We start from the raw sequence: 17145 nt of genomic DNA, 5'->3' as shown, positions 1-17145 counted from the left end.
ACGCTGCTTCTTGCTCTTCTATCCATGAAAGGAAAAGCAAACTAAATCACTGGCTCATTGCTTCGGTGAGAGTATTCCGGGACGGCATAGTAGAAGGGCAAGCCTATTAGAGCAGGCTAATGAGATATTTGTTTCTACTCGTTATCACTGGAAGCATTACGAAACATTATGAAACAGTTGGCACTATTATAAAGATCAACTTTAGAATTGTTAACCTAGTGTAACCAATTGTTTTTGAATATATTGTCTAATTATTCGCCGTTCGATTACATGCTGTTTGAAATAAACGTTTAAAATGAAACGAGCGTTTGAATATATATAAAAAAAGCCCAGAGAGTGGGCTTTAAAGGGAGGTGCTGCAGTGGCTGTTGTTTAAATTAAGCGTCGCTTACTTCATCTTCTGTTTGATTTTCGAACAAAGGCCAGCCACCTAATTTCTTCCATTTGTTAACAATCTCACAAAAAAGTTCAGCTGTTCTTTCTGTATCGTACAGTGCTGAGTGTGCTTCTTTGTTATCAAAATCAATGCCAGCTGTTGCACACGCTTTTGCTAATACAGTCTGGCCAAAAGCAAGACCGCTTAATGCGGCGGTATCAAAGGTCGCAAAAGGGTGGAATGGGTTACGTTTAAGTTTTGCGCGCTCAGAGGCTGCCATAACGAAGCTGTGATCAAAATTAGCGTTGTGCGCGACCATGATTGCACGCGAACAACCCGCCGCTTTTTGTTCTTTACGAATTTGCTTATAAATATCTTTTAAAGCCACTTCTTCAGACACAGCCCCACGTAATACACTGAATGGGTCTCGTATGCCGTTAAATTCTAATGCTTCTTTGTGGATCACGGCACCTTCGAAAGGCGTAACATGGAAATGATGCGTAGTGGCTGGCTTTAACCAACCGTCTTCATCCATTTGAAGGGTAACGGCACAAATTTCAAGCAATGCATCTGTTTTAGCATTAAATCCAGCGGTTTCTACATCGATGACAACTGGAAAGTAGCCGCGAAAGCGACTTTTTAGTGTGTTTAGTTCGTTATCTTGGCTCATAACACTGCGGCAGAAAATAAATAATCAGTCATTATGTCAGATTCGTAACCGGAGCTAAACCTTTAGGTCGCATGACCATTTCATTGTGGTGAATCGATGTTAGCTGTTCTATTCGAAATTTTGTGTCTACAGCTAAGTTGATTAAAGATTTTTCTATTTTATCCGATACAATAGAGAGGTTTTAATGAACGAGTAATCACTATGGGCAAAACAACAATCACTCTTTGCTATGCTGCCGCGACACTTAGTCTTGTATTAAGTGGTGCTGTCGCGGCTGGCCAGAAATATGTTGCAAGCCCTGACCAATCAAGTTGGAAGGTTGCTGTTGATACACCGCTTGAATGTAGAATGCTTCACGCCATTCCAAACTATGGTGAGGCACAATTTACCTCTAAAGCCAGCAAAAAAATCAACTTAGACTTTGAATTGAAAATGCGCCGGCCTATGGGCGAAACGCGTAATGTTAGCTTGGTTTCGATGCCCCCGCGGTGGATGCCCGGAGAGGCGGCAGAACCTATCACAAAGTTAACGTTCTTTAAGCAGTTTGACGGTTATGTCGGTGGGCAGACTGCCTGGGCGATACTATCAGAGCTGGAAATTGGTCGTTACCCCACCTTTAGTTATCAAGACTGGCAACAAAGAAACAAGAGAGTAGACGTCGGGCTTTCTGCTGTAGCCTTTCAGTCTTCATACAATCAATTTAGCCAGTGTTTAGATAATTTATTACCCTACAGTTTTGATGATATTGCTTTTACTGTACTGCATTATGACCAAGATAGTGACGAGCTGAATAAGGCGTCGCAGCAGCGCTTGGCACAAATATCAGATTTTGTTCGCTATAGTGATGACGTTGATTTGATCCTCGTCGCAACCTATACCGATTCTCGTGGCGGTAAGAATACCAACCAAGCCTTATCAGAACGCCGAGCGGTTAAGTTGGAAGAGTACTTCATGCAGATGGGTTTACCGAAGAATCGTATTCAGGTTGAAGCATTTGGGGAGCGTCGTCCCATTGCAGATAACGCCTCACCGCTTGGCCGAAGTAAGAACCGTCGTGTCGTGATCTCTTTAGGTCGTACGATTATTTAGATTTCCATACTTTCTCGGTATAAAATTCGCTAATTTTGATTGTTTGTCTAACTTTATAGGGTGTAATCAAAATTGGCCGTTGAATATGAAATCGTTGTTATTCATGACATTGTTTGCTGTCTCACCTCTATTCGCACAAGACTGTAATCAGGTCGCTAAAGTTGATGGTGTACCTTTTGAGGTATCGAAAGATAAAGCTGAATCACTCGGATTAAATAGAGCCGAGTCGTTTACTGTTTATACTGTTACAAGTAAGGCCCGACTTGACCAGCAGGTATATAACAAATTGAAATCTAAGAATATCGAGTACTATTCTGTCGCGTATGTCGTACCTCGTAGTTATAACAGTAACTACCAGGCTATCGTTACTGGCTACTATAATCGGGTCGAATAGCCTCGTATTATTAACGTGCTGGAAATTAAAAGGTGGCGATGTCACCTTTATCTTTAGAGCAACCCGCCTATATTTCTTATTTCTGAAGCTGAAGTAACCTAAAAAGTGACTAAATTTAGTGTGAACAATAAAAACTAAGAAGGTAGTGGTAATGAAAAATTTAGTTTGGCTATTCATGTTTGGTGTCGGTAGTGTGTTCGCGAGTGATGATGTTGTACTTAATAGTGATGTGACGAAAGTCGACTCGGAGTTGGCGGCAGAAGTTGAGGCTGAGCAGATTACTGTTGAGCAAGCTGAAGAGATGGATCTTAACCGCGCTGAAACGTATGAGCTTTCAAGTACAGTAAGCGTTGAAAATTTAGAAATGCAAATAGCTGAAAAGCTAAAAGAAAGTATTATGCCGTATTACTCTATCGAGTTTAATGACCCGACCAGTGACGACAATAATTACCGTGCTATCGTAACGGAGTATTTTAGTAAGGTTGAATAGTTATTGCCTGAGTTTAATGCTAAAAAGCCCGGTACATCGGGCTTTTTAAGCTTGTTTGGCACCGGTTACTCTTCTGGGTAGACTTTTTCTTTGTACTCACAAAGATCTTCAATAATACAACTACCACAGCGGGGTTTTCTTGCAACACAGGTGTAGCGACCATGCAGAATTAACCAGTGGTGCACATCCACCTTGAACTCTTTAGGGACGACTTTTAAAAGCTTCTGCTCTACTTGGTCAACATTTTTACCGATAGCAAGCTTGGTGCGATTTGATACTCGGTAGATATGAGTATCAACCGCGATAGTTGGCCAGCCAAATGCAGTATTCAGTACGACGTTTGCCGTTTTGCGCCCAACTCCTGGCAGTGCTTCCAGCGCATCTCTGTCTTCAGGTATTTCACCGTTATGTTGATCTAACAATATACGGCAAGTCTTAATGACATTTTCAGCTTTAGAGTTAAATAGGCCAATGGTTTTAATGTATTCTTTTACGCCCTCTACACCTAAATCAAATATAGCTTGTGGGGTATTGGCGACAGGGTAAAGCTTATCCGTGGCTTTGTTGACACTGACGTCGGTGGCTTGCGCTGAGAGTAATACAGCAATGAGAAGCTCAAATGGAGAGCTCCAATTGAGTTCGGTTTCAGGGTGTGGATTCTCTGCTCTCAGTCGTTCCAGTATTTGGACTCGTTTTTCATTGTTCATAGTAGCTTCCAGTTAAACTGACATTGCTCTTATCTGTTGGGTTTATTGTGTTTTCAGACGGTAAAGAGCATGTTTTGCATCGGCTCTGCTGTGGGTTATCCGTACCCACAGCGTGATTAAGCGTTTGCTTTAGTATGTATGTTTAATTTGATGATGTAACGCGGACTCGTTCGATAACAGGTTTATCTTGTTGCTTTTCGGCTCTTTTTTCGCGTTGTTTATCAATACTGTTCTTTAAGGCAATCATAAAACCGACACCGATGAATGCACCTGGAGGTAGAATTGCAAGTAAGAAGCTACTATCAAAATTAAACACTTCAATACGCAGTACCGAGGCCCAGTCACCTAATAGGCGATCTGCGCCATCAAAAAGGGTCCCATTGCCGAGTATTTCACGCATTGCACCTAAAACAACCAGAGCCGCCGTCATACCTAGCCCCATCCAAAGGCCGTCTATTACCGCTGGCTTTGGGTCGTTTTTGGAAGCAAAAGCTTCGGCACGCCCGATGATAATACAGTTGGTAACGATCAGAGGTATGAAAATACCCAGCGATTGGTAAAGCCCATAGGTAAAAGCGTTCATCAATAGCTGCACGCAGGTAACCAAAGCTGCAATGATCATGACGAACACTGGGATACGGACTTCGGAAGGTATCCACTGGCGTACCAGCGATACAATCAGGTTCGAACCTACCAGCACCGCAGTGGTCGCTAAACCAAGGCCCAGCGCATTAGTAACCGTTGCTGATACGGCAAGTAGTGGGCAAAGCCCTAGCAGCTGTACGATGGCTGGGTTGTTATTCCATAAGCCATTCTTCATTAATTCATTATTCATACTATGATCCGCCCTGACAATTCAGAGGTTGTTCGAATAAGGTTTGTTGGTGCTGTTGGTAATACAAGGATACGTTTTTCACGGCACCAACGACGGCACGTGGCGTGATCGTTGCGCCTGTGAACTGGTCAAACTCCCCACCATCTTTACGGACGGCCCAATGAGGATCTTTTTCACCATTAAGTTTCTTACCATTAAAGCCGTAGATCCAATCACTGATCCTCGTATCGATTTTATCGCCGAGCCCTGGTGTTTCGTTGTGGTTTAAGATCCGTACACCCGTTACAACGCCATCAATGTTCAAGCCAACGATCAACTTAATCGCTCCGCTGTAACCGTCAGGTGCAATTGCCTCTATAGCGATACCTGTTTTCTTACCGTCTTTTTCGGCTATATAGGCAGGCATTGGGGCTGGCGTGCCTAGGTATTGCTCATTGGTAATTAGCGTACAGCTTTTATAGAGCTCATTATCATGGCTATCTGGCGAGATAACTTGATTCAGTACTTTTAGGAGTTCTTTTTGTTGTTGCTCTTCAATTTTATCCGCTGTTAGCAGGTGAGTGACTGAGACCAATGTAGTCGAGAGCAAAGCAAATATTGCTAATACGCCCCCATTTTTTTTCATCGCGTTAATCATAACAGCTCCTATTGATGGCCGTAGGTTCTAGGGCGTGTGTAGTAATCAATAAGAGGGACACACATATTGGCAAGTAGGACACTGAATGCAACGCCATCAGGGAAGCCGCCGAAGGCTCGAATAAGGAAAACAAGTAAACCGATTATTGCACCGAAGATAAGTCGGCCTTTTACCGTTGTTGATGCCGAGACAGGATCGGTAGCGATAAAAAAGGCACCTAACATTGTGGCACCAGAAAATAGGTGGAACAACGGTGAGGCGGAGTTATCTGGGCTAATTAAAAACCCTAAGGTACTAACTAATAGCAACATGCCAAGCATACCCGCAGGAATATGCCATTGGATTACTCGCATCTTTAGCAAAATTAAGCCGCCCACTAAAAAGGCAACATTAACCCATTCCCAACCAATACCCGCGATGCTGCCAAAAACAGGGCCTGACATAATTTCAGCAGTCGTATGACCGGTTGTTAGTGATGTTTTAAGGGTATCTAAGGGGGTAGCTGTTGTGACACCGTCTACAGCAATACGAAGTTGATGAACGCTAAACCCATCCTGTGTAAAGCCCGTCATGATAGCGCTAAGGCTATCGATAAATGTCACAGGCTCCGCGCTGAGTGATGTAGGTGGCAGCCAAGTGGTCATCTGGAGTGGAAATGAAATCAGCAGTACTACATAGGCAACCATGGCTGGATTAAACAGGTTTTGTCCCAAGCCACCATAAAGATGCTTGGCAATGAGGATAGCAAAAACGACCCCAATGACAGTGATCCACCATGGTGCAAGAGGTGGAATTGATATCCCTAGTAATACACCTGTTAACAACGCGCTGTTATCCCGTAAATAAGGGATAAGCGGGCGGCTACGCAACTTTAGGATTGCGGCCTCAGTAACAACGGCGACAATCGAAGCCAGTGCAACTTGGATTAAGACACCCCAGCCAAAGAAATACCATTGAGTCGCCACACCCAGTGAAGTACAAAGAATCACTGTACGCATTAAGCTACTGGTGCTTCGACGGCTGTGTGCATGGGGTGAACTGGCAATATTAAAAGCCACGATTAATTTTCCTCATTTTTTTCTTGTGCATCGCGAGCTGCTTTTCGTGCTTTTGCACGAGCAACGGCAGCCGCTACAGCTGCTTTTTTCGGATCGTCAGTTTCTGGCGCGTTATCCGTTTCTGTTCCTGCAGCAACTTCGGCTTGCTGCGCTGCTTTTCGTGCTTTTGCACGAGCAACGGCAGCCGCTACAGCCGCTTTTTTCGGATCATCCGCTGCTGGCGCGTTATCCGTTTCCGTTTCTGTTCCTGCAGGCGTTTCGGCTTGCTGCGCTGCTTTACGCGCTTTAGCACGAGCAACGGCAGCCGCCACAGCAGCTTTTTTCGGATCGTCTACAGCTGGCGTGTTATCCGTTTCTGTTCCTGCAGGCGCTTCGGCTTGCTGCGCTGCTTTACGGGCTTTTGCACGAGCAACGGCAGCCGCTACAGCCGCTTTTTTCGGATCGTCCACTTCAGGCGCGTTATCTGTTTCCGTTTCCTTTTCTGCAGGTACTTCGGCTTGCTGCGCCGCTTTTCGTGCTTTTGCACGAGCAACGGCAGCAGCTACAGCCGCTTTTTTCGGATCGTCCACTTCAGGCGCGTTATCTGTTTCCGTTTCCTTTTCTGCAGGCGCTTCTGCTTGCTGCGCAGCTTTACGGGCTTTGGCGCGAGCAACGGCAGCCGCTACAGCCGCTTTTTTCGGATCATCCGCTGCTGGCGCGTTATCCGTTTCTGTTCCTGCAGCAACTTCGGCTTGCTGCGCTGCTTTACGCGCTTTACGCGCTTTACGCGCTTTAGCACGAGCAACGGCAGCAGCTACAGCCGCTTTTTTCGGATCGTCCACTTCAGGCGCGTTATCTGTTTCCGTTTCCTTTTCTGCAGGCGCTTCGGCTTGCTGCGCTGCTTTACGGGCTTTTGCACGAGCAACGGCAGCAGCTACAGCCGCTTTTTTCGGATCGTCCACTTCAGGCGCGTTATCTGTTTCCGTTTCCTTTTCTGCAGGCGCTTCTGCTTGCTGCGCTGCTTTACGGGCTTTTGCACGAGCAACGGCAGCAGCTACAGCCGCTTTTTTCGGATCGTCCACTTCAGGCGCGTTATCTGTTTCCGTTTCCTTTTCTGCAGGCGCTTCTGCTTGCTGCGCTGCTTTTCGTGCTTTAGCGCGAGCAATAGCTGCAGCCACAGCGTCCTTTTTATTATCAGAAGGTGCTGCTACTTGATCATCACTGAGCTCTGCTGGCTTAGCCGCTTTCCGCTCACGAGCTTGACGCTTACGTTCTTCACGTAATTTTGCCATTTCACTGTTATCAGGAAGTGTGTCTTCAGTGTTGCTTGCTTTTGCTGCTGCTTCTGCCTGTTTTGCTTTAGCGCGAGCAATCGCGGCTGCAACGGCAGGTTTTTTATCATCTGTATCGGCATTTGTAGCTTGCGCTTGTTTGGCTTTTACACGAGCAATCGCGGCGGCGACAGCATCATCACCTCCGGACGATGACATCTCTTTTCGGCGATCATCAGCTGCTTTTTTGAAGCGATTTTCTCGTGCGGCTTTATCACGCTCAAAACGTGCTTGCTTCGCTTCAAAACGTTGTTTTGCACGCTCGGCGTTTTCTTCATCTTGACGGCGAGCATATATTTCAGCTTTAGCCTGACGATAGTAACTGACAAGTGGGATCTCACTCGGACACACATAGGCACAAGCGCCACACTCTATGCAGTCAAAGAGGTTATATTCTTCGCATTTGTCGTAGTCTTGGTCTTTTGCATACCATTGCAGCTGCTGAGGCAATAGTGATGTCGGGCATGCGTCAGCACAGGCACTACAGCGAATACAGGCCATTTCATGCGTATGAAGAGGTAACTCTCGACGCTTTGGTGCAAGAATACAGTTAGTAATTTTAGTGATTGGTACATTGGCATGGGGAAGGGTAAACCCCATTAGTGAGCCGCCCACAATAACTCGCGGGTACTTTCGATCCGGCTTATAGCCATAGTGGTCGAGTAAGTAGCTAATCGGCGTACCTAAGCGTGCAAAAACATTACCGCGCTGTTTGAAGGCTTCACCTGTCAGTGTAACAACACGTTCAATTAATGGTTCCCCATCAATAATTGCGCGTTTAACGGCAAATGCTGTACCGACATTTTGTACCACGACACCAACAGCAGAAGAGCGAGACTGTGTTGGAACTTCGCGGCCAGTTAGAACCTTTACAAGTTGTTTGGAGCTACCTGAAGGGTACTTGGTCGGGATAACTCGAATAATAATATTATCATCGGCATTAACGCACATTTCTAAGGCTTTAACTGCTTCAGGCTTATTATCTTCGATACCTATCAGTGTAAGCTTAGGCTTCACAATATGACGTAAGATACGAATACCTTCGATGACCTCTTCAGCATAATCTTGCATTAAGCGGTCATCGGCGGTGATATAAGGTTCACACTCGGCAGCATTGATGATTAAAATATCTGCAAGTCCAAGGCTACCTTGCAGTTTTCGCCCTGTAGGAAAGCCTGCGCCACCTAATCCGGCAATACCACTGAAACGAATAGCATCAATGAGGTCACCGGGTTCTTGTGTTTGATAGTTAGGTGTCTTAGTTTTCGCGTACCACGCATCTTTACCATCACTTTGGATCACGATACTTAAATCGGTTAAGCCTGACGGGTGTGCGGTTGTACGCTGTTCTATTGCACTGATGATACCGGATGTTGGTGCGTGAATCGGAACGCACATGCTCATATCACTTTTTGTCAGCGGTTGCCCTTTGAGCACGCTATCGCCGACGGCAACAAGAATGTCACCTTTAGTACCAATGTGTTGCTTCAGCGGCAGTATGAGTTCTTGAGGAATACCAGCTTGTTCAATCGCGGCTTTGCTTGATATTTTTTTGTTTTCAGATGGGTGTATTCCGCCCGGAAAGTCCCAAAGCTGGCCTTGTTTTATTTGTTCGATAATTGACAGCATGTTACTTCACCGTGCTCTGTTTACTTTCGGCTGGTAGATTAACGACAGGGATCTGGTTGAGGTCCCATTTCCAGCTTTCAGGTGTCGTTTCTATTGGCACCATTTCAATACAATCAGTTGGACACGGCGCAACGCATAAATCGCAGCCGGTACATTCATCTTTAATGACGGTGTGAAGGGCTTTTGTGCCACCAACAATCGCGTCAACAGGGCAAGCCTGAATACACTTTGTACAGCCAATACACATATCTTCATGAATGAACGCCACTTTTTTAATACTTTTTTCAGCATCATGTGCAGACTCTTGGACATCAACGCCCATGAGGTCAGCAAGTTTTTCTATTGTTTGTTGGCCGCCGGGAGGACATTTGTTGATATTGTCACCATTGGCAATGGCTTCGGCATAGGGACGGCAACCGGGGTAGCCGCATTGCCCGCATTGGGTTTGTGGCAAAATGGCATCAATTTGTTCAACAATTGGGTCTGCCTCAACCTTAAAACGTATAGATGCAAAACCCAAAACAAGGCCAAAGATTGCGGCGAGAACGGCAATCGCGATGACGGCAATCAGTAATCCGCTCATTTACAGTTTCACCAATCCAGTAAAGCCCATGAAGGCAAGAGACATTAAACCTGCAGTGATCATGGCAATAGATGCTCCTTTAAAAGGCGCAGGAACGTCAGCTGCAGCAATACGCTCTCGCATTGATGCAAAGAGAATTAGGACGAGTGAAAAGCCTGCGGCAGCACCGAAACCATAAATCACGGATTCGATAAAATTATGTCGTTCGTTAATATTGAGTAGAGCAACCCCAAGTACTGCGCAATTGGAGGTAATTAATGGTAAGAATATCCCCAATAGGCGATAGAGCGTTGGACTGGTTTTATGAACCACCATTTCTGTAAATTGAACGACAACAGCGATCACTAAGATGAAGCTGAGGGTCCGAAGGTATTGAATATCCAAAGGGATAAGAATATAGGTCTCAACCAAGTACGCACACACTGATGCCAGTGTGAGTACAAACGTTGTCGCTAACCCCATGCCTATCGCTGTTTCCAGTTTTTTGGAAACACCCATGAAAGGACACAGGCCCAAGAATTTTACCAATACAAAGTTGTTAACCAACACTGTACCGACAAGAAGGAGTAGGTATTCAGTCATACCGCCATAATACTATTTGCTAAAGATCCTTATATTATCAGTCTTTGTTGTATCTATAACAACTCCTCAGGAGCAGGGTTTTTCAGTTAGATGCACTTTTTGATGGTTAATTAGCCCATCGTAATGAGAATGCTATGTTGTATTAACAGGCGTGTACGTATTTCCAGCATTAAGTAAACATCTGTCAAATATTTTTTCACGCGCCATGCCAACTTATTGTGACCCGTTTTTTGTAGGAAAAAGCTTAAAAGGGTCTTGCATTCCTACAGCCCAGCAAAGACAAGGCTTTAACACACTTATCCACGGAAACTGTGGATAAGTATGTTGATGGATACTTGGAAACTACTCAGTAAGCCTACGCGGGTGGCATTTTGGGTAAAAAATAGACAATTTCCAAAGGGCGTTAAATAGCTGTTATTGGGGGCATCATAGGGTGTTGTTTAAGCGTGGGGGCGTGTATTGAAGTAATTACTTTATTTTTATAATTGAGAATAATGTTCTGTGAATTGATTTAAATCAAGAATTGAATAAGCTGTGGGAAAGGTTGGTATAAAAATATAACACTAAGGAATAGTCGAGACTTAATCAGAATGAATCTGAATGGAGGCTGTATGAATCGTGGGCGCTGATAATACGGCGTAAGATCAATACCGTCAAGCGAAAAGTATATTTACTTTAATTAACGAAAAATGCCCCTCCATTAATAGGCGGTTGCTCGCTGGAGTGGCTTTAGCAAGGTTTAGGTGGGGAGATCCCTAAGAAGGATCCACTCTTATTATTGACATGTTCGTAAGCTACTGCACAATGTCACCACACTGATCATATAACCAGTTCGGAATCATGATGGATAAGACTAGCTCTAAAACCTTTAACCTTTCATCACGCTATTCACCTTCTGGTGATCAGCCAACGGCCATTTCGCAGTTACTCGATGGGCTCGATTCAGGGCTGGCACACCAAACTTTATTGGGAGCGACGGGTTCGGGGAAGACGTTCACTGTTGCAAACGTCATTGCGGAAACAGGGCGTCCAACGATGATCCTTGCCCCTAACAAAACCTTAGCTGCACAATTATACGGTGAAATGAAGGGCTTTTTTCCAGACAATGCTGTTGAATATTTTGTTTCATATTACGACTATTATCAGCCCGAAGCGTACGTACCAACAACCGATACTTTTATAGAAAAAGATGCATCGGTTAATGCGCATATCGAACAAATGAGGCTATCGGCAACCAAGGCAATGATGGAAAGGCGTGATGTCATTATTATTGCTTCAGTGTCTGCGATTTATGGCTTGGGTGATCCGGACTCTTACTTAAAGATGATGCTGCATGTTCGACGTGGAGACATGATCGATCAACGTGATATTTTACGTCGCTTGGCTGAATTGCAATATAAGCGTAATGATATGGCATTCGAGCGCGGAACCTTCCGAGTTCGTGGCGAAGTCATTGATATTTTTCCTGCGGAATCAGAGAAAGATGCCATTCGTCTTGAGCTATTTGATGATGAAGTTGATTGTATCAGTGTGTTTGACCCCTTAACTGGCACCTTGATTAAGCGGGATTTACCAAGGTGTACTATTTATCCGAAAACCCACTACGTTACACCAAGAGAAAAAGTACTTGAGGCGGTAGAGGGTATAAAAGTCGAATTAGCTAGCCGTAAAAAACAATTACTTGAAAGTAATAAATTGGTAGAAGAACAGCGGATCAGCCAGCGTACTCAGTTTGATATTGAAATGATGAATGAGCTTGGCTTTTGTTCTGGAATTGAAAACTACTCACGCTATTTAAGTGGTCGTACAGAAGGCGAGCCACCACCGACCTTATTTGATTATTTACCTGCCGATGGTTTGCTGATTATTGATGAATCTCACGTAACGGTTTCACAAATTGGTGCCATGTACCGTGGTGACCGTTCGCGTAAAGAAAACCTCGTAGAGTACGGCTTTCGACTACCTTCTGCATTAGACAATCGGCCATTGAAATTTGAAGAATTTGAGGCACTCGCACCACAAACGTTGTATATATCCGCAACACCGGGCAATTACGAAATTGAAAAATCCGGTAATGATATCGCTGAGCAAGTTGTACGGCCGACGGGCTTACTTGACCCTATTATTGAAGTAAGGCCTGTTGCCACACAAGTTGATGATTTACTGTCTGAAATACATAAAAGAGAAGTGAAGCACGAACGCGTGTTGGTGACGACTTTAACCAAACGTATGGCTGAAGACTTAACGGAATACTTATCTGAACATGGTGTGAAGGTAAGATACCTACACTCAGATATTGATACAGTAGAACGGGTCGAGATAATACGCGATCTTCGTTTAGGCGAATTTGATGTACTCGTGGGTATTAACTTGCTCCGAGAAGGGCTTGATATGCCTGAAGTTTCACTTGTTGCGATTTTGGATGCTGATAAAGAAGGCTTTTTACGCTCTGAACGTTCATTGATACAGACCATCGGCCGAGCGGCTCGCCACTTAGAAGGCCGAGCCATTCTTTATGGTGACAAAATTACCGGCTCTATGCAGCGTGCAATTTCAGAAACAGAACGTCGCCGAGAAAAGCAAATCGCACACAATGAAAAGCATGGCATTGTTCCGAAATCCCTTGATAAAAAAGTCTCCGATATTATGGAGCTAGGTATTCCTGGTAAAGGAAAATCAACAAATCGAGCTGCGCAGCTTCACAAGGTCGCAGAGACAAAAGGCAGCTATAGTTCGATGTCGCCACAACAGCTTGAAACTGAAATACAGCAGGTTGAGAAGCAGATGTACGATGCGGCACAGAATTTGGAATTTGAAAAAGCCGCAGAGCTGCGAGATAAAATTCATACGTTAAGACAGCAATTTATTACCAACAGTTAATTCCCACTCATTTGAGATTGCCTCTTTTTACTTTTGTGTATTTATCAGGGGCAAATTTCAGGCAAAAAAAAGCCAACCGAGAACAATTTCGGTTGGCGTCATTGTTTTAGTGAAAAAATCCACAAACAACGTCAGTTGGCTAGGTTGACTCTCAGGAGAGTCATATTAATTAATGCAGAACCTGTGCCAACTTTTTAAGACTCCTTTAATTGTACTTTTTTAGCGGCCTTCAAGGATATTTTTGTCATTTAAAGGTTGAAAAATAAACACGTATTTGCATTTTGCRAATTATTATGCGATTCATAATGAAAAAAAAGGCGTTATGCGACTTCAATGACAAAAAAGTACTATCAAAATTTTTCTATTGATTACAATTAGTAAAGATCAATAAGATTTGGAGGGGGCAATGGAAAGCAAAACAAGACAGCGCCAAGTCTTGATGGTTGAAGACACTGCGTCAGTCGCGGCACTTTATAAGTCTTACCTCAACCCTTTAGGTGTATCGGTGACGATCGTTGGCACGGGCTCAGAAGCGCTCAGATTTGTCAAAGACATCATCCCGGACCTTATTTTACTGGATCTCAGGTTGCCAGATATGACCGGGATGGAGGTGTTGGAAGCGGTAAGGCGCGATCTCGGCGATATACCTGTCGTGATCATGACAGCCCACGGCTCGATTGATGTAGCTGTTGAAGCAATGCGCTATGGTGCACAAGACTTTTTGATAAAACCATGCGAAGCCGACAGGTTACGTGTGACGGTTAATAATGCGTTAAAAAGCGAAGAAAAATCATCGCAAGGAGTAGCGGCTTCTAAGCAGGCTGGTGCGCAATATCAAGGCTTTATTGGTAATAGTTTACCGATGCAGGCGGTATATCGAGTAATTGAATCTGCTGCATCGAGTAAAGCAACTGTATTTATTACGGGCGAGAGTGGAACGGGTAAAGAAGTGTGTGCGGAAGCGGTTCATGCTGCGAGTCCTCGAAATGATAAGCCATTTGTAGCCTTAAACTGTGCAGCGATACCCAAAGAGTTGATTGAAAGTGAATTGTTTGGCCATGTTAAAGGTGCGTTTACAGGGGCATCAACCGAGCGGCAGGGTGCTGTAGAACTTGCCAATAATGGGACGTTATTTCTTGATGAGCTTTGCGAAATGGATCTGGATTTGCAAAGTAAACTGCTTCGCTTCATTCAAACAGGTACCTATCAAAAAGTTGGTTCATCGAAAACCAGCTCTGTTGATGTACGCTTTGTTTGTGCGACGAATCGAAACCCTTGGTTAGAGGTACAAGAAGGACGCTTTCGAGAAGACTTATATTATCGTTTACATGTTATTCCTGTAACACTGCCTCCGTTACGCGATCGCGGTGAAGATGTACTTGAAATAGCTCATGCTTTACTGGCACTGGTATCGGTTGAAGAAGGAAAGAACTTTAGTCGTTTTTCCCCCGAAGTTATTAAGCTCTTTACCCAATACCATTGGCAAGGAAATGTTCGTGAGCTACAAAACGTAATTCGTAATATCGTGGTGCTAAATGCAGGCGAAGAGGTTACATTACCAATGGTGCCGCCTCCTATTAATAATGGTGGCGTTAAAATTGCATCCTCTTCGAGCATTGTGCTAGATACGCCAAGCACACCTGAAGTGCATGGCATAAATAGTGTGAGCCAAATGGCGAGTAAATCACAGGTAGAGCCGCTTTGGATTGTAGAGAAACGCGCAATAGAAGCAGCAATCGATGCCTGCGATGGTAACATTCCGCGAGCGGCGGGACTTTTGGAAGTTAGTCCGTCCACGATTTATCGTAAATTACAAACCTGGCAGGAAGCACAAGGTTAGTTGTAGGGAGAGTATTGAATGGCAACCGGAATCAACGCAGAAACAATTAGGCGTATGGCAGACGAAGTTGGTCACGATACCTTAACGTTATTATTGACCGTATTTAGTGATGAACTGGATCAGTATTTTTGCCAGCTTTCAGATCAGCCAAGTGTTGGCCAGGTTCGAGAGATCAGCCATGCCATTAAAAGTAGTGCCGCTAGTTTTGGGGCCGACGAATTAGCGTTAATGGCGCAAGAGTGCGAATCGAGAGTAAAACAAGGGCAAGATCAGTGGATGTTCGACCATCTGTCTGAATTTAGACAGCTGGTCGAGGGTATGGCAATTGAGTATAAACGCTTAGCGAGCCATGATGATCCGCTCAATGGCTTGCTGTAGTTTTTCGCGGTCATGGCGCCATTCATGATTGTTTGATGCGAGATCTTCCACATATTGTTTATATTTTGCATCAAGCAATTCATTTGGCTGATCAGTCAGTACACAGTCTACTTGACGCCCCCCCATTGCTCGCTCGCACCAATGCAGCATTTGAGCGAGCGACATTCTACCTGCGGGGCCTTTCTCTTTATCTAAGTTCGTAATAAACACAACGTTAGCTGAGCTGCTTTTCAGCGCTTGCTCAATTTCCTTCAGCAGTAATGCAGGCATTACACTGGTAAGAAAACTACCAGGGCCAAGTAAAATAATGTCAGCATTGTTGATTGCGACAACAGCTTCTTTGGTTGCGGGCACTGCAGATTCAACATAAAGACGTTGAGGTACATCTTCTAATTCGTCAACACTGGTTTCACCACAGATAATTTCACCTGCCGGCGTCATGGCTGATAGGTCGGCTGGGTGCTCTGACATCGGGACGATATTTGTTTTTACTTTTAACATATCGCAGATAAGGTTAATGGCTTCTAATGGACGAATCGAAAGGTTATCGAGTGCTTTTAGCATTAAATTACCGAGATTATGTCCATCAAGCTCACCGTTACCCCGAAAGCGGTATTCAAAAATCATCGAGCCAACAGAAGGTTCGGTAATTAATTGATTGATACAGTTACGCATATCTCCCCATGCAATTCCCCCCTGACAAGCCCTTATTCGGCCTGTTGAACCACCATTATCAGTGGTGGTAACAATGCCTGTCACGTTCTCACCGTAGTTAGACAAGGCCGATAAAATACGCCCTAATCCGTGACCACCACCGATAGCGACAATGTTTGGGCTTTGATTAGAAAGAGAGGTTGCGTTAGACATGAAGGTGCCAATATATACCGATAAAACAAGAATTGTGAACAGTGTACTTATTTCATAACAGCGAATACAGGCAATTACGTAAAGCTGATAACTTTGTCACACTTCGTGAGTGTGAAACATGCGTGGCAAGTTGATCGCGCGGGCGGGGGGAGGGTATGTTGCGAAACCTGTTACGCCTTCTCTTATGAGTGAGGCGTACATTGTGGTTTGGCAGCTAGTGTGTTTTTTGCATGATGCTCATTAAATAATCATATGTATCTAAACAGTTTGGTGTATTTATTAGAGCTTGCTTCTCACTGGTTGGCACTGGCAGAATTTCAAGCCATCGCTGACATAACCAAGTTAAGTTGTTGAATTGTTTTTGCTGATGGAGCCCATTAAGCTCAGGGTGTTTTTTGAACATGACCTTAAGTTTGTCAGCGAGAATTTGTTGGTCATTATTCACTTGCGTTTCAGGCCAGAGCGGAATGGCATCGCATTCGCCAATGAATACCCCATCATCATTACGTTCGAGGCTATCGATTCGGAAGTTTTCATGGCCTGAAACCGTTACAATCAATGTGCCATCTGTTGGGGATGTATCAAAGTCTTCTACAGTGACACGTGTACCTATGTGGAAGAAGTGATGCCCATGCTCACCTTCATCGAACATGCAGACCCCAAAGCTATCGCCACTAGATAATGCCGCTTTAAACGTATCCATTTGTGGGCCGGGTGCAATGCGGAGAGGAATTTTACCGCCAGGTAAAATATGGCGTTTTTGGAAAAGAAGCGGTATGTACTGTTTCATAAGATGCTCCGGCTATTTAACCCTTGTCAG

The 17145-nt window shown here is 44.5% G+C and carries 16 protein-coding genes; 6 read left to right on the top strand and 10 right to left on the bottom strand.

The genetic code is table 11. The features are described 5' to 3' along the window. Positions 1-377: 377 nt before the first annotated feature. Entirely contained in the window at positions 378-1046 is a 669-nt protein-coding gene (rnt, locus tag L4D78_RS21690; protein ID WP_428468846.1) for a ribonuclease T, read from the bottom strand. Positions 1047-1247: 201 nt separating this feature from the next. Here rnt and motY point away from each other — a divergent pair, with 201 nt between their 5' ends. From motY to L4D78_RS21675, 3 genes are all read left to right on the top strand, one after another. After that, a complete protein-coding gene (gene motY / locus L4D78_RS21685; RefSeq protein ID WP_428468845.1) occupies positions 1248-2135 on the top strand; it encodes a flagellar protein MotY in 888 nt (295 codons plus the stop codon). An 85-nt stretch (positions 2136-2220) separates the two neighbouring features. Then, on the top strand, positions 2221-2529 hold the full coding sequence (locus L4D78_RS21680; RefSeq protein WP_428468844.1) for a hypothetical protein: 309 nt from the start codon (positions 2221-2223) through the stop codon (positions 2527-2529). A gap of 151 nt (positions 2530-2680) precedes the next feature. Then, positions 2681-3019, top strand: a complete 339-nt coding sequence (locus L4D78_RS21675) for a hypothetical protein (RefSeq protein WP_428468843.1) — start codon at positions 2681-2683, stop codon at positions 3017-3019. Between the two features lie 65 nt (positions 3020-3084). Here L4D78_RS21675 and nth read toward each other — a convergent pair whose 3' ends face one another. From nth to rsxA, 7 genes are all read right to left on the bottom strand, one after another. Then, positions 3085-3726 carry an endonuclease III gene (nth, locus tag L4D78_RS21670; RefSeq protein WP_428468842.1) on the bottom strand — a complete coding sequence of 214 codons (642 nt, stop codon included), beginning with the start codon at positions 3724-3726 and terminating at the stop codon, positions 3085-3087. Between the two features lie 142 nt (positions 3727-3868). Next, on the bottom strand, positions 3869-4561 hold the full coding sequence (locus L4D78_RS21665; RefSeq protein WP_428468841.1) for an electron transport complex subunit E: 693 nt from the start codon (positions 4559-4561) through the stop codon (positions 3869-3871). Position 4562: 1 nt separating this feature from the next. Next, entirely contained in the window at positions 4563-5198 is a 636-nt protein-coding gene (gene rsxG, locus L4D78_RS21660) for an electron transport complex subunit RsxG (protein ID WP_428468840.1), read from the bottom strand. An 8-nt stretch (positions 5199-5206) separates the two neighbouring features. Then, positions 5207-6256, bottom strand: coding sequence for an electron transport complex subunit RsxD (rsxD, locus tag L4D78_RS21655; protein ID WP_428468839.1), 1050 nt, complete (start codon positions 6254-6256; stop codon positions 5207-5209). Between the two features lie 2 nt (positions 6257-6258). Next, positions 6259-9195 carry an electron transport complex subunit RsxC gene (gene rsxC / locus L4D78_RS21650; protein WP_428468838.1) on the bottom strand — a complete coding sequence of 979 codons (2937 nt, stop codon included), beginning with the start codon at positions 9193-9195 and terminating at the stop codon, positions 6259-6261. A 1-nt stretch (position 9196) separates the two neighbouring features. After that, on the bottom strand, positions 9197-9778 hold the full coding sequence (rsxB, locus tag L4D78_RS21645; RefSeq protein ID WP_428468837.1) for an electron transport complex subunit RsxB: 582 nt from the start codon (positions 9776-9778) through the stop codon (positions 9197-9199). Then, complete coding sequence (rsxA, locus tag L4D78_RS21640; RefSeq protein ID WP_428468836.1) at positions 9779-10360, bottom strand: electron transport complex subunit RsxA; 582 nt, start codon at positions 10358-10360, stop codon at positions 9779-9781. An 843-nt stretch (positions 10361-11203) separates the two neighbouring features. On the opposite strand from rsxA, the gene uvrB reads away from it, so the two are divergent. The 3 genes from uvrB (at position 11204) to L4D78_RS21625 (ending at position 15458) form a co-directional block, all read left to right on the top strand. Continuing rightward, positions 11204-13240 carry an excinuclease ABC subunit UvrB gene (uvrB, locus tag L4D78_RS21635; RefSeq protein ID WP_428468835.1) on the top strand — a complete coding sequence of 679 codons (2037 nt, stop codon included), beginning with the start codon at positions 11204-11206 and terminating at the stop codon, positions 13238-13240. A gap of 406 nt (positions 13241-13646) precedes the next feature. Then, positions 13647-15080: a quorum-sensing sigma-54 dependent transcriptional regulator LuxO gene (gene luxO / locus L4D78_RS21630; RefSeq protein ID WP_428468834.1), complete on the top strand. Its 1434-nt coding sequence runs from the start codon at positions 13647-13649 to the stop codon at positions 15078-15080. An 18-nt stretch (positions 15081-15098) separates the two neighbouring features. After that, positions 15099-15458: an Hpt domain-containing protein gene (locus tag L4D78_RS21625; protein ID WP_428468833.1), complete on the top strand. Its 360-nt coding sequence runs from the start codon at positions 15099-15101 to the stop codon at positions 15456-15458. Here the strand turns inward: L4D78_RS21625 and yvcK are convergent. After that, positions 15420-16325: a uridine diphosphate-N-acetylglucosamine-binding protein YvcK gene (yvcK, locus tag L4D78_RS21620; RefSeq protein WP_428468832.1), complete on the bottom strand. Its 906-nt coding sequence runs from the start codon at positions 16323-16325 to the stop codon at positions 15420-15422. The two genes, L4D78_RS21625 and yvcK, sit on opposite strands and share 39 nt — an antisense overlap. Positions 16326-16539: 214 nt before the next feature. Next, positions 16540-17115: an LON peptidase substrate-binding domain-containing protein gene (locus L4D78_RS21615; protein WP_428468831.1), complete on the bottom strand. Its 576-nt coding sequence runs from the start codon at positions 17113-17115 to the stop codon at positions 16540-16542. Positions 17116-17145 lie beyond the last annotated feature (30 nt).

Origin of the sequence: Photobacterium minamisatsumaniensis (genome assembly GCF_050336695.1) — a bacterium.
Lineage (GTDB): Bacteria > Pseudomonadota > Gammaproteobacteria > Enterobacterales > Vibrionaceae > Photobacterium > Photobacterium minamisatsumaniensis.
The sequence above is the reverse complement of the archived record's forward strand: the minus strand, read 5'-3'. Positions and strand labels throughout refer to the sequence as shown.

What these genes read in the sequence shown, in the direction of transcription:
- motY (WP_428468845.1), top strand. Translation starts at nt 1,248, where the DNA reads ATGGGCAAAACAACAATCACTCTTTGCTATGCTGCCGCGACACTTAGT.
- uvrB (WP_428468835.1), top strand. Translation starts at nt 11,204, where the DNA reads ATGGATAAGACTAGCTCTAAAACCTTTAACCTTTCATCACGCTATTCA.
- rsxA (WP_428468836.1), bottom strand. Translation starts at nt 10,360, where the DNA reads ATGACTGAATACCTACTCCTTCTTGTCGGTACAGTGTTGGTTAACAAC.
- rsxG (WP_428468840.1), bottom strand. Translation starts at nt 5,198, where the DNA reads ATGATTAACGCGATGAAAAAAAATGGGGGCGTATTAGCAATATTTGCT.
- rnt (WP_428468846.1), bottom strand. Translation starts at nt 1,046, where the DNA reads ATGAGCCAAGATAACGAACTAAACACACTAAAAAGTCGCTTTCGCGGC.
- nth (WP_428468842.1), bottom strand. Translation starts at nt 3,726, where the DNA reads ATGAACAATGAAAAACGAGTCCAAATACTGGAACGACTGAGAGCAGAG.
- L4D78_RS21680 (WP_428468844.1), top strand. Translation starts at nt 2,221, where the DNA reads ATGAAATCGTTGTTATTCATGACATTGTTTGCTGTCTCACCTCTATTC.
- L4D78_RS21675 (WP_428468843.1), top strand. Translation starts at nt 2,681, where the DNA reads ATGAAAAATTTAGTTTGGCTATTCATGTTTGGTGTCGGTAGTGTGTTC.
- L4D78_RS21625 (WP_428468833.1), top strand. Translation starts at nt 15,099, where the DNA reads ATGGCAACCGGAATCAACGCAGAAACAATTAGGCGTATGGCAGACGAA.
- L4D78_RS21615 (WP_428468831.1), bottom strand. Translation starts at nt 17,115, where the DNA reads ATGAAACAGTACATACCGCTTCTTTTCCAAAAACGCCATATTTTACCT.
- rsxB (WP_428468837.1), bottom strand. Translation starts at nt 9,778, where the DNA reads ATGAGCGGATTACTGATTGCCGTCATCGCGATTGCCGTTCTCGCCGCA.
- luxO (WP_428468834.1), top strand. Translation starts at nt 13,647, where the DNA reads ATGGAAAGCAAAACAAGACAGCGCCAAGTCTTGATGGTTGAAGACACT.
- yvcK (WP_428468832.1), bottom strand. Translation starts at nt 16,325, where the DNA reads ATGTCTAACGCAACCTCTCTTTCTAATCAAAGCCCAAACATTGTCGCT.
- L4D78_RS21665 (WP_428468841.1), bottom strand. Translation starts at nt 4,561, where the DNA reads ATGAATAATGAATTAATGAAGAATGGCTTATGGAATAACAACCCAGCC.
- rsxC (WP_428468838.1), bottom strand. Translation starts at nt 9,195, where the DNA reads ATGCTGTCAATTATCGAACAAATAAAACAAGGCCAGCTTTGGGACTTT.